The following is a 12647-nucleotide window of genomic DNA, read 5'->3' on the forward strand; positions in this document are numbered from 1 at the left end:
CATGCAGCCCAAAGTCGCCGTCGCGGCCGTAACCTTCGACCGGCACGAGGAACTTGCCCTCCTACTCAAAGGCCTTGCCGCGCAGACTGCGCCGATCCACTCGATCGCGCTCGTGGACTCCGGCACCGTTCCGGCCACCGAGGTCGTCGCCGCCGGGGGAGCGAACATCAACTACCTGCGCTCCGAGGCAAACCTCGGCGGAGCCGGCGGCTTTGCCTACGCGATCCTGGCCGCCATGGCCAGCGGCGCCGAGTGGATCTGGATGATGGATGACGACGGCCACCCCGAGGACGGCAACTGCCTCGCCGGGCTGCTGAAGACGGCCGAGGAACACCAGCTCGACATCGTCAGCCCGCTCGTCGCCGCCACCGCAGACCCGAACCGGCTGTCCTTCAACTTCCGGATCAACGGCCTGCTGACCAATGACCGCGCCAAACTGGCGCCAATGGGCTACCTGCCGGACATGGTGCACTTCTTCAACGGGGCCCTGATCCGCACCGAGGTCTTCTACAAGATCGGCATTCCGGACGTGAAGTTCTTCATCCGCGGCGACGAGGTCGACTTCCTCTCCCGGGTGAAGAAGGCCGGCTTGAAGTACGGCACGCTGGCCACCGTTGCCGTGCAGCACCCCGCCACCTGGACCGAGATGAAGCCCGTCTTCGGCGGGTTCATCACGCCCGTCATCCCGGAAGGCGAGTTCAAGCGCTACTGCTATTTCCGCAACCGGGGCTACCTGACCCGCAAGTACCGGAACCTGCGCTGGTTCGGAGCTGACATGGTCGGCTTCCCGTACTACTTCCTGAAGACCGGGGACCTGAAGGGCCTGGCGCACTGGTTCGGCGCCTATTCCACCGGGTTCCGCGGCAAGGGCTTCGGCTCTCCCGCGCAACTGATGTCCACTAACAGCTAGGCTGCCGTGGAGAACCTGTACGCCGTCGTCGTCACCTACAACCGTGCCGACTTTCTGCAGAACCTGCTCGATTCCTTCGCCCGCCTCAGCACCCCGCCGGCGCGGATCATCGTGGTGGACAACGCCAGCAGCGACCACACAGCCGAGGTCGTCTCCCGGGCCAGGGCCGCTGGCGGTCCGCCGATTGAGTACGAACGGCTGCCGGAAAACGTCGGCGGCGCGGGCGGCTTCTCCCGCGGCGTCGAGCTGGCGCTGGAAGCCGGTGCCGGGTGGCTCTGGCTGATGGACGACGACGTCGAGGTCCTCCCCGGAGCGGTGGAGGCGCTGGAGAAGTTCACCCCGGAGTATTCCTGCCTGATCGGCCGCCGCTACGACGCCAACGGCAAACCCTTCTTCTGGCAGCACCACTTCGTCGAGGCGCTCGGCGTCTTCCTCCCCGTCTCGCGCGACGTCTTCAAGCATTCCGAGGTCTTCCGCACCAACGTCGGAAACTTCGAAGGCATGCTGATCAAGGCCTCGGTGGCGCGGACCATCGGGCTGCCCGATCCACGCTTCTTCATCACCTGGGATGACCTGGTCTACGGCTGGCTCGCCGCGCAGCAGACACCGGTGGTCTACGTCAACGCCTTCGTCATCAAGAAGGTACGCGCGCAGCGCCAGGTGGACCTGGGCCTGCGCCACCTCAATGACTCCAGTGACCTCAGCCGACGCTACGTGATGCGCAACCGCGGGCACGTCGCGCAGTACCTCCGGGCCTACGGGAAGTTCAGCCGGCTCGGTTTTGGGGCCGGCACGGCACTGACCTTCCTGAAGGAAATTGCCCGCCTGGTGCTCGTCGAGCGGACCCTGAAGGGGACCGGCGCGCTCTGGCGAGGATGGCGCGAATCGCGCGCCATCCTCGCGGACCGCAGTTGGAAACCGATGTCGCCGCTTTTGCCGGCCGGGGCCGCTGACTCAGATAGCGGAGCCGAAAGAGATTAGTATCGTTTTAGGCTCCGCCGCTGTCCGACAGTTTTGCGGCGGGGTATTTTTTGAAACAGGCGCATGGCCGCCGTGGTAGTGGAAGTCGGTTGCAATCTCTGTTGAGTACGAAATCTGAAGCGCGCGGATCTGCCGCAGCACGGGAAGAGAAGCCCGCCCTCTGGATCTGGATCCAGCTGTTCCTCGACTCCATGTCCTGGATCGTGGCGGTCGTCCTGGCGCTGCTGCTGCGCTACGAGATGGGTATCCGGGCGGAACAGTTCCTGGGCGCCTTCTTCATCGCTGCCCTCGCCGTCATCGCGCAGATCGTCGCCGGCTACGCGCTGGCCCTCTACCGGGGCCGGTACCCCTTCGGCAGTTTCCAGGAGGCGCGGGCACTGGTCTTCGTCACCGTGATTGTGGCCGCCTCGATCACCGTGACGCTGCTGGTGCTGTACGGGGCCATCAACATCGGCCGCAGCGTAGGCCTGATCGCCTTCCCCTTCGCCTGCCTCTTCATGGGCGCGGCACGCTACGCCAAGCGGCTCTACGTCGAGGGCAAGACCCGGCCCGGCGACGAGGCGCAGAACACCCTGATCTACGGCGCGGGATTCCTGGGCAACTCGCTGCTGACCCGGATGCTGCAGGACCCGGATTCCCCGTACTTCCCGGTCGGCCTGATCGATGACGACCCGGCCAAGAAGCACCTGCGGCTCTCCGGAGTCCAGGTCCTTGGCAGGGGAGAGGACCTCCCGGCGATCATCCGCAGGACCCGCGCAAGGGTGCTGGTCCTGGCGTTCGCCAATGTCGAGGCCGCCGTCGTGCGCCGTATCTCGGACGCTGTGGCCGGCATGAATATCCGTGTGCTGGTGTTGCCTCCGCTGCGCGACATGCTCGGCGGCGGGGCGCCCGACGGGTTCTCGGACTTCCGCGACGTGGCGGTCGAAGACCTGATCGGCCGCCGGCCCGTCGACATCAAAGTCGACGAAATCGCCGGGTATATCAAGGGCAAGCGGGTGCTGGTGACCGGCGCGGGCGGCTCAATCGGTTCGGAACTCTGCCGCCAGATTGTCCAGTTCGCCCCCGCGGAACTCATCATGCTCGACCACGACGAGACCGGACTGCAGCAGACACAGATCTCCATCACCGGCCGGGGGCTGCTGGCCGGCCGCGACACGGTGCTGGCCAACATCCGCGACGGCGAAGCCCTGCAGGACATCTTCGAAGACCGCCGGCCCGAGGTCGTGTTCCACGCCGCCGCCCTGAAGCACGCACCGCTGCTGCAGCAGTACCCCGTCGAGGCCTGGAAGACGAACGTCTGCGGTACCCTGAACGTGCTGCGCGCCGCCCGGCACGCCGGTGTCTCACACTTTGTGAATATCTCCACCGACAAGGCAGCCAACCCCACCACCGCCCTGGGCCACTCCAAGCGCGTCGCGGAGAAGCTGACCGCCTGGATGGCCGGCCAGACCGGCAGCAAGTTCGTATCCGTCCGCTTCGGCAATGTGATGGGCAGCCGCGGCTCAATGCTCCCGCTCTTCACCGAGCAGATCCGCGTCGGGGGCCCGGTCACCGTCACCGATCCCGAGGTCACGCGGTTCTTCATGACGATTCCCGAAGCCTGCCAGCTGGTGATCCAGGCCGGTGCGATCGGCTCGGGCGGCGACGTGATGATCCTGGACATGGGCGAGCCCGTGAAGATCCTCGACGTCGCCCAGCGGATGATCGCCATGTCCGGCAAAAAGGTCGATATCATCTACACCGGCCTGCGGCCGGGAGAAAAGCTGCATGAAGAGCTCGTCGGCACCGGCGAACTGGACCAGCGTCCCCTGCACCCGAAGATTTCGCACACCAAGGCCACCGAGCAGGATCCGGCCAAGCTGGACCTGAACGTCTGGCTGGCCCGCTGCGAGGCCGAACAGGGCATTAACATCGCCGACATCCCGGACGACGAGGCCGATGAAGCGGGCTCGATCCGGGTCGCGTCATGATGCCGCTCGCCATCCTGGCCGGAATCACCCTGCTGGCCAGCCTGCTGCTTCCCTTCGCGGTGAAACCGTGGCTGGTCCGGATGGGCGTCGTCGACATTCCCTCCGCCCGCTCCTCCCACCATAAAGCGACCATCCGGGGGATGGGGATGGCTGCCGCCCTGGCCACCGCCGTCGGCTACCTCGCCGCGGTGCTCCTAAACCTCGTCACCGTGGACCGTTCGGTTTTCGCGGTGGTGCTGGGGATCATTGCGGCCAGTGCCGCCGTGGGCTGGATCGAGGATCTGCGCGGTCTGTCCATCGGGGCACGCGCCGCCGCCCAGCTGGGAATCGGTGCCGCCGGCTCCGCTGCGCTGATCGTCCTGACGTCGCAGTCGTTCTGGTGGCTGCCGCTGGCTGCCGTGGCAATCGCGGCCTACGTCAACATCGCGAACTTCATGGACGGGATCAACGGGATCTCCGGCCTGCACGGCGTCACCGCTGGCGGCGCCTACGCGCTGGCCGGCATGCTGGCCGGACAGCCCTGGCTAACCGCCGGGGGCACGGTGCTCGCGATGGCCTTCCTTGGCTTCCTGCCCTGGAACCTCGGCCGTGGTTCGGTGTTCCTGGGCGACGTCGGCAGCTATCTCCTCGGCGCCTCGATCGCGGCCCTCGCCGTGGCGGGCTTCCTGAGCGGCGTCTACGTCGAATACGTCCTCTCGCCGATCCTGGTCTATGCCGCGGACACCGGCTATACCCTGCTGCGCCGGATCAAGGCGGGGGAGCGCTGGTACGCGTCCCACCGCGAACACGTTTACCAGCGGCTCACCGACGTCGGCTTCTCCCACCTGCAGGCGGCAGCCGTGGTAACGGTCTGCACCATCGCCGTCATCGTCCTCGGTTTCGTCGCCGCCACGGCCCCGCTGCCCGTCGTCGCCCTCTGCGTGGCCGGCAGCCTGCTGGTGCTCGGACTGTATCTGGTCTCGCCGGACCTGATCCGTCGGTTCCGGCACCGTCCCAAGGTCACCCGCATCCCGGTGGCCTAGCCCTGTTCTATCTCGTGTAGAATTCAGGGGCGGCTTGTCGCCGCGTTCCTGCCCTTACCCCCTGCGACGATTGGGATCCCATGAGCTCCAACGCCGAGTCCGGACGCACGTCCGGCAGCGGCTCCGTTGGCGGCTCCGGTCCCACCAGGTCGCTGTGGCTGAAGCTGCTGGCCCTCAGTTCGGCGGCGGCGGGGGCGGCCCTGCTGCTGACCGCGGTCCTGGCCTTCGCCTTCAACGGCGGCTACGGTGCCTTGTCCAGCCTCTTCGGCGGCGCGCTGGTGATGGCGTTCTTCGCGATCAGCCTGGCGATCGGACATTTTGTCGGCCGCAACAACCCGTCCGGAGCCATCGGCATGTTCGTTGCCACCTACTTCGTGAAAGTGGTCGGCTTCGCCGTGGTGCTCTTTGTCCTCGGAGCGCCGGCCTGGCTGCACGAACGCTGGTTCCTGATCGGCGCCGTCGTCTGCGTGGTCGCCTGGCAGGCGGCGGAGATCATCGGGTTCGGCAAGGCACGGCTGCAAATCTACAACGACCCTGACCCGCAGGAAGGCGGCACCCATGCCCAGCCGCGATGATGCAGGCAACAACGAAGGTAAGAACCTTCCCAAAAACCAGGCCCGGACCCCCAAAACCACAGGTGGCGCCCCCGGTGTCTCGCAGGACGGCAACGACGGCGGATACAACGCCGGAATAGCCGTCTTTAGCTACATTGTTGGCGGAATCATCGTCTGGAGTTTGATAGGGTGGGGTCTGGATAATCTGTGGGGAACCCGCTGGATTGTGCTCGCAGGCGCCCTGCTTGGAGCTGCGGGAGGGTTCTATCTTTCTCATATGCACGGTCTCACCAGTCACCGGAATTCGGCTGGCGGAGACGGCGCTGCAGGTGGCCCGTCGAAGGACGCGGAACAGTAATGCCAAAAAATTTCACAGGGGGAATGGCTGACAGAAATGCGGCCGCTCCCCGCCCAACGCCCAATGATGGACACTGCAGAGAGGAAACGCGTTGATCGCGCTTGCGCTCCCGGCCCAAGATTCAGGAGAGTTCACTCCTCCTGGAATTGAACAATTGCACCTGCCGGCTATCCTGCCCTGGGGTCAAGCCGAAGGATTCTCCAAGCAGATGCTGCTGGTGATCCTCTCGGTCGTCATTATCGCCACATTCTTCGTGATTGCTGCGCGTAAGCAGCAGCTCGTTCCCGGCAAGCTGCAGTTCGCAGGCGAGGCAGCCTACGGCTTCGTCCGCAACGGCATCGCCAAGGACATCATCGGCGGCAAAGACTTCATGAAGTACGTCCCGCTGCTCTTCAGCCTCTTCTTCTTCATCCTCGTGAACAACATCTACGGCGCGATCCCCGTGATCCAGCTGCCGAGCTTCTCGCACGTCGGCGGCGCCTACGTGCTGGCAGCGATCGTGTACATCACCTGGATCGCCATCGGCGTCAAGAAGAACGGCCTGAAGTACTTCAAGCTGGCCACCGTGCCGAGCGGCGTACCCATCTACATCCTTCCGATCGTTATCCCGATCGAGATCATCTCCAACTTCCTGGTCCGGCCTGTCACGCACAGCCTCCGTCTGTTCGCCACCATGCTGGCCGGCCACCTGATTGTGATGATCGCCGGTTCCGGCATCGAGTTCCTCGTCATGCAGGAGAACGTCCTGCTGAAGGGCGCCTCCGTGCTTGTCCTGGCCGGCTCGATTGCGATGTACATGCTGGAGGCGCTGATCATGGCGCTGCAGGCGTACGTCTTCACGCTGCTGACCGCGATCTACATCGAAGGCGCACTGCACGCCGACAGCCACTAAGGCACCCACAAACTTCCCCTCGCGGGGATGAAGCAACCCAAACAACCTGCCACACGGGTGGCATCTTGAAAGGAAGAAAAATGGAAGGCTCCATCAACGGCTCCCTCAACCTCATCGGCTACGGCCTCTCCGCCATCGGCGGTGGTATCGGTGTGGGTCTCGTGTTCGCTGCTTACATCAACGGTGTGGCACGTCAGCCGGAAGCACAGCGCGTCCTGCAGCCGATCGCATTCCTCGGCCTTGCGCTGACTGAAGCCCTCGCCATCCTCGGCCTGGTCTTCGCATTCGTTCTCAAGTAAACCTTCAGAACCCAGCGAACATCCAGAACCGAGTAGATAAGGACGGGTGAAATATGAAGCAGCTGATCATCTCAGCCGCCACCGAGGGCGAAACCAACCCCCTCGTTCCCAATATCTGGGAAATGTTTGTCGTCCTCGTGGGCTTTGCTGTCCTCCTGTTCATCGTGACTAAGTACGTCGTCCCGATGTTCGAGAAGAATTTCGCAGAGCGCGCCGAGGCCATTGAAGGCGGCATCGCCAAGGCCGAAAAGGCGCAGGCAGAGGCTTCTGCAGCACTCGAAGAGTACAAGCAGCAGCTCACCGACGCCCGCACCGAGGCCAACCGCATCCGCGAGGAAGCCCGCGCCGAAGGCGCCCAGATCCTGGCGGATCTGAAGGAGAAGGCAGCTGCTGAGTCTGCCCGCATCACCGCCCAGGCACACGCGCAGATCGAGTCCGAGCGCCAGGCGGCCGTTGTGTCGCTCCGCGCCGAGGTCGGCACGCTGGCTACCACGCTGGCGGGCCGCATCGTCGGCGAGGCGCTCAGCGATGACGCGCGTTCGGCCCGTGTGGTTGACCGTTTCCTGGCAGATCTGGAGAACCAGAACGCAGGTGCAGCTAAGTAATGGCAGGTGTATCGAGCGAATCGCTGACCGCGGCACTCGTCGCGTTGGAAGCCAAGCTTCCCAACGCGTCGCTGCAGTTGGCTACGGAACTCTTCGGAATCCTGGGAACGGTGGACAGCTCGGCTGGCTTGCGCCGTGCCCTGACTGACCCGTCCCGCAGCGGTGACGAAAAGTCGGCGCTGGTCAAGCAGCTCTTCAGCGGCAAAGTCTCCGCTGATGCTGTGGAGATCGCAAGCGGGCTGGCCAGCTCACGCTGGGCGTCGGCTCGTGACATCGGCGATGCACTCGAGACTCTTGCCGCTTCGGTGGTAATTGCCGTTGCTGAAAACAAGTCGGCCGTCTCTGCCTCGGGCATTGGCGGACTGGAAGCGCTGGAGAACGATCTGTTCTCCTTCAACCAGGCCGTCGATTCCAGCCACGAGGTGCAGCGTGCTCTGTCCGAGCCGCAGGCGAGCCAGGCTGCCAAGGTTGCCCTCGCCGAAAAGCTCGTGCCCCGCGCCAGCGTGGAAGCGAAAGTCCTCATCGGACAGGCAGTTTCGCAGCCCCGCGGCCTCAAGGTCACCAAGCTCGTCAGCCGTTTTGCCGAGCTTGCGGCCAAGCGCCAGCAGCGCTGGATTGCTACCGTCAGCGTCACCCGTCCGCTGACGGAGACCCAGACCAGCCGTCTGCAGGCAGGGCTCAACGCCCTGTACGGCCGTGAGCTCAAGATCAACATGAACGTTGACCCGGCACTGATTGGTGGCCTGCGGATCCAGATCGGCGACGAAGTGGTTGACGCTTCGGTTCTCGCCCGTCTGGGCCAGCTCCAGCGTCAGATTGCTTAGTTAGCCGGACAAGCACAACTTACCGACAAGAAACCCCGGTCATCGTGAGCAACGATGATCACGAAAACAGGAGAGCAGGGACTGCAGATGGCCGAATTGACCATCAACGCCGACGACGTCCGTATTGCGTTGAACGAGTTCGCGGCGTCCTACGAACCCGGAAACGCAGAGCGCGTAGAGGTTGGCCGTGTAACGACCGCAGGTGACGGCATCGCCCGTGTTGAGGGCCTTCCCTCGGTCATGGCGAACGAGCTGCTTCGCTTCGAAGACGGCACGCTGGGCCTGGCCCAGAACCTCGACGTCCGCGAGATCGGTGTCATCGTCCTCGGTGACTTCACCGGCATCGAAGAGGGCCAGGAAGTCCACCGCACCGGACAGGTTTTGTCCGTTCCGGTTGGCGACGCCTTCCTCGGCCGCGTGGTTGACCCCCTGGGCCAGCCCATCGACGACCTTGGCGAGATCAAGGCCGAAACCACCCGTGCCCTGGAACTCCAGGCGCCCGGCGTGACCCAGCGCAAGTCGGTCCACGAGCCGATGCAGACCGGTCTGAAGGCTATCGACGCCATGATCCCGATCGGCCGCGGCCAGCGTCAGCTGATCATTGGCGACCGCCAGACCGGCAAGTCGGCCATCGCCATCGATACGATCATCAACCAGAAGGCCAACTGGGCTTCCGACGATGTCACCAAGCAGGTGCGCTGCATCTACGTGGCCATCGGCCAGAAGGCGTCCACGATCGCGGCTGTCCGCCAGACGCTCGAGGACAACGGCGCACTGGAGTACACGACCATCGTGGCTTCCCCCGCGTCCGACCCCGCCGGATTCAAGTACCTGGCACCGTACGCCGGCTCGGCCATCGGCCAGCACTGGATGTACGGTGGCAAGCACGTCCTCATCGTGTTCGACGACCTCTCCAAGCAGGCTGAGGCCTACCGTGCGGTGTCGCTGCTGCTGCGCCGCCCGCCGGGACGCGAAGCCTACCCGGGCGACGTCTTCTACTTGCACTCCCGTCTGCTTGAGCGTTGTGCCAAGCTTTCCGACGAGCTGGGCGCAGGTTCGATGACCGGGCTGCCGCTGATCGAGACGAAGGCGAACGACGTGTCCGCCTACATCCCGACCAACGTCATCTCCATCACCGACGGCCAGATCTTCCTGCAGTCGGACCTCTTCAACGCCAACCAGCGTCCCGCCGTCGACGTGGGTGTCTCCGTGTCCCGCGTGGGTGGCGCCGCACAGGTGAAGTCCATGAAGAAGGTCTCCGGTACCTTGAAGCTGGAACTCGCCCAGTACCGCGACATGCAGGCATTTGCGATGTTCGCGTCGGACCTCGACGCGGCTTCCCGCCAGCAGCTGACCCGCGGCGCCCGCCTGATGGAACTGCTCAAGCAGGGCCAGTACTCGCCGTTCCCGGTCGAGGACCAGGTTGTCTCCATCTGGGCCGGCACCAACGGCTACCTCGACGACGTTCCGGTTGAAGACATCAACCGCTTCGAGACCGAGTTCCTGGAGCACCTCAAGCACAAGTCCTCCATCCTGACGACGCTGGCCCAGACCAACGTCATGGACGATGACACGGCAGAGGCGCTGAAGACCGCGATCGTGGACTTCAAGAAGGGCTTCTTCGGCGAGGGCGACAGCCTCCTGGTCGGTGCAGGGCACGAGGAGTACGCCCCGATCGACGAGGACAAGGTCGACCAGGAAAAAATCGTCAAGCAGAAGCGCTAGTTTCGCTGGCAGGGACTGCCGGAACCCCAGCGGGTTCCGGCAGTCCCGGCCACCGGGATCTTAGGAAAGGATAAGTATGGGAGCCCAGATCCGGGTCTACCGCCAGAAGATCAGCTCGACGACGTCGATGCGCAAGATCTTCAAGGCGATGGAACTGATCGCTACCTCGCGCATCGGCAAGGCCCGCGCACGCGTAGCGGCTTCACTGCCTTACGCAAACGCGATCACGCGTGCCGTTTCTGCTGTCGCAAGCCAGAGCGAAATCGACCACCCGCTGGTTACCGAGCCGGAGCAGATCCGCCGCGCCGCCGTCCTGGTCATCACCTCCGACCGCGGCCTTGCAGGGTCCTACTCGGCAACCGTGCTCAAGCAGGCCGAAGGCCTCACCGAGTTGCTCCACGAGGAAGGCAAGGAAGTCAAGACGTACGTCATGGGCCGCAAGGCACAGGCATACTTCGACTTCCGTAACCGCCCCTACGAGCGGGTGTGGACCGGCAACACGGACGCACCGCAGTTCGAGACGGCGCGGGAAGTCGGCGAAGCATTGCTGGCAGACTTCGCTACGGCCTACGAAGAGGGCGGCGTCGACGAGATCCACGTCGTTTACACCCGCTTCAAGTCCATGGTGACGCAGGAGCCGACGGTTATCCGCCTGCTCCCGCTCGAGGTCGTCGAAGAGCAGGCCGCCTCCGAGTCGGAGCTCCTGCCGCTTTACGAATTCGAGCCGGAAGCTGAGCAGGTTCTCGATGCCCTGCTGCCGCGCTACATCGAGTCTCGTATCTTCGCCGCAATGTTGCAGGCAGCAGCTTCCGAGCTCGCAGCCCGCCAGCGGGCGATGAAATCCGCCGGCGACAACGCCACGGACCTCATCAAGAAGTACACGCGTCTGCGCAACACTGCCCGCCAGGCTGAGATTACGCAGGAGCTTTCCGAAATCGTGGCAGGCGCCGACGCGTTGAACGCGTCCTAGCCCGCCCGGTCCGGACCCAGCTTTACCTGCACCAAAGAACAAACTTAACCGCCCACGCCATCTACTGAGTGAAGTGAGAGAGATGACTGCCACTGCTACCGAACACGTAGCCGCAACGTCCGGTGCCACCGGCCGTATTGCACGTGTTATTGGCCCGGTTGTCGACGTCGAATTCCCGGCTGACGCAATCCCCTCGATTTACAACGCACTCACCACGGAGATTACTCTCAACGGTGAGACCAAGACCATCACCTTCGAAGTTGCGCTGCACCTCGGCGACAACCTCATCCGCGCCATCTCCCTGCAGGCAACCGACGGCCTGGTCCGCGGCACCAACGTGGTTGACACCGGTGCCCCGATCTCCGTCCCCGTCGGCGACGGCGTCAAGGGCCACATCTTCAACGTGCTGGGCCAGCCCCTGGACGTGACCGAGTCCGAGCTGCAGATCAGCGAACGCTGGCCGATCCACCGCAAGGCACCCGCCTTCGCGACCCTCGAGGGCTCCACCGAGATGCTGGAAACCGGCATCAAGGTGATCGACCTTCTCACCCCGTACATCAAGGGTGGCAAGATTGGCCTGTTCGGCGGTGCCGGCGTCGGCAAGACCGTGCTGATCCAGGAAATGATCACCCGTGTTGCCCGCAACTTCGGTGGCACCTCGGTGTTCGCCGGTGTTGGCGAGCGTACCCGTGAAGGCAACGACCTCTGGGTCGAAATGGAAGAGGCCGGCGTCCTCAAGGACACCGCGCTTGTCTTCGGCCAGATGGATGAGCCGCCGGGAACGCGTCTGCGCGTTGCCCTGTCCGCGCTGACCATGGCGGAGTACTTCCGCGATGTGCAGAACCAGGACGTGCTGCTCTTCATCGACAACATCTTCCGCTTCACCCAGGCAGGTTCCGAGGTTTCCACCCTCCTCGGCCGCATGCCTTCGGCCGTGGGCTACCAGCCCAACCTGGCTGACGAGATGGGCCTGCTCCAGGAGCGCATCACGTCCACCAAGGGCCACTCCATCACCTCGATGCAGGCCATCTACGTTCCCGCAGATGACTACACCGACCCGGCCCCGGCCACGACCTTCGCACACCTCGACGCGACCACGGAACTTTCCCGTGAAATCGCTTCCCGTGGTCTGTACCCGGCCGTTGACCCGCTGACGTCGACCTCGCGCATCCTGGATCCGCAGTACATCGGACACGACCACTACAACACGGCCGTCCGGGTCAAGCAGATCCTGCAGAAGAACAAGGAACTCCAGGACATCATCGCCATCCTCGGCGTCGATGAGCTCTCCGAAGAGGACAAGATCGTCGTGTCGCGTGCACGCCGTATCCAGCAGTTCCTCTCGCAGAACACCTACACGGCGAAGCAGTTCACCGGCGTCGAAGGCTCCACCGTGTCCATCAAGGACACCGTTGAAGGCTTCACGGCGATCTGCGACGGCGACCTCGACCACATCGCAGAGCAGGCGTTCTTCAACGTCGGCGGCCTGGACGACGTCGAGCGCCAGTGGGCCAAGATCCAGGAACAGACCAAGTAA

The 12647-nt window shown here is 64.1% G+C and carries 13 protein-coding genes; all 13 read left to right on the forward strand.

The features are described from left to right. Nucleotide 1 precedes the first annotated feature (1 nt). The 13 genes from AC1DB8_RS13460 to atpD all read left to right on the forward strand — a co-directional run bounded on the left by AC1DB8_RS13460 (nucleotide 2) and on the right by atpD (nucleotide 12647). On the forward strand, nucleotides 2-910 hold the full coding sequence (locus AC1DB8_RS13460) for a glycosyltransferase (RefSeq protein WP_441417350.1): 909 nt from the start codon (nucleotides 2-4) through the stop codon (nucleotides 908-910). 6 nt (nucleotides 911-916) lie between these two features. Next, on the forward strand, nucleotides 917-1891 hold the full coding sequence (locus AC1DB8_RS13465; protein ID WP_476893307.1) for a glycosyltransferase: 975 nt from the start codon (nucleotides 917-919) through the stop codon (nucleotides 1889-1891). Nucleotides 1892-1992: 101 nt separating this feature from the next. After that, complete coding sequence (locus tag AC1DB8_RS13470) at nucleotides 1993-3861, forward strand: polysaccharide biosynthesis protein (protein ID WP_441417352.1); 1869 nt, start codon at nucleotides 1993-1995, stop codon at nucleotides 3859-3861. Next, on the forward strand, nucleotides 3858-4883 hold the full coding sequence (locus tag AC1DB8_RS13475) for an MraY family glycosyltransferase (RefSeq protein ID WP_441417353.1): 1026 nt from the start codon (nucleotides 3858-3860) through the stop codon (nucleotides 4881-4883). The genes AC1DB8_RS13470 and AC1DB8_RS13475 overlap by 4 nt, the downstream gene beginning before the upstream one ends. Before the next feature lie 80 nt (nucleotides 4884-4963). Further along, nucleotides 4964-5458 (forward strand): Cg1360 family ATP-synthase-associated protein, encoded by a 495-nt coding sequence (locus AC1DB8_RS13480; RefSeq protein WP_441417354.1) that lies wholly within the window; start codon nucleotides 4964-4966, stop codon nucleotides 5456-5458. Further along, nucleotides 5442-5795, forward strand: coding sequence for a hypothetical protein (locus AC1DB8_RS13485; RefSeq protein WP_441417355.1), 354 nt, complete (start codon nucleotides 5442-5444; stop codon nucleotides 5793-5795). The genes AC1DB8_RS13480 and AC1DB8_RS13485 overlap by 17 nt, the downstream gene beginning before the upstream one ends. Nucleotides 5796-5886: 91 nt before the next feature. After that, a complete protein-coding gene (gene atpB / locus AC1DB8_RS13490) occupies nucleotides 5887-6687 on the forward strand; it encodes a F0F1 ATP synthase subunit A (protein WP_175322872.1) in 801 nt (266 codons plus the stop codon). Between the two features lie 80 nt (nucleotides 6688-6767). Further along, nucleotides 6768-6986 (forward strand): ATP synthase F0 subunit C, encoded by a 219-nt coding sequence (gene atpE / locus AC1DB8_RS13495; protein WP_003804776.1) that lies wholly within the window; start codon nucleotides 6768-6770, stop codon nucleotides 6984-6986. Between the two features lie 53 nt (nucleotides 6987-7039). After that, a complete protein-coding gene (locus tag AC1DB8_RS13500) occupies nucleotides 7040-7591 on the forward strand; it encodes a F0F1 ATP synthase subunit B (RefSeq protein WP_175322873.1) in 552 nt (183 codons plus the stop codon). Further along, nucleotides 7591-8415, forward strand: a complete 825-nt coding sequence (locus tag AC1DB8_RS13505) for a F0F1 ATP synthase subunit delta (RefSeq protein ID WP_441417356.1) — start codon at nucleotides 7591-7593, stop codon at nucleotides 8413-8415. The genes AC1DB8_RS13500 and AC1DB8_RS13505 overlap by 1 nt, the downstream gene beginning before the upstream one ends. A gap of 87 nt (nucleotides 8416-8502) precedes the next feature. After that, entirely contained in the window at nucleotides 8503-10140 is a 1638-nt protein-coding gene (gene atpA, locus AC1DB8_RS13510) for a F0F1 ATP synthase subunit alpha (protein WP_476893372.1), read from the forward strand. A 76-nt stretch (nucleotides 10141-10216) separates the two neighbouring features. Next, a complete protein-coding gene (locus AC1DB8_RS13515) occupies nucleotides 10217-11110 on the forward strand; it encodes a F0F1 ATP synthase subunit gamma (protein ID WP_441417358.1) in 894 nt (297 codons plus the stop codon). A gap of 82 nt (nucleotides 11111-11192) precedes the next feature. Continuing rightward, a complete protein-coding gene (gene atpD / locus AC1DB8_RS13520; protein WP_138768903.1) occupies nucleotides 11193-12647 on the forward strand; it encodes a F0F1 ATP synthase subunit beta in 1455 nt (484 codons plus the stop codon).

The sequence above is a fragment of the Arthrobacter sp. 10N410 genome (assembly GCF_056394945.1).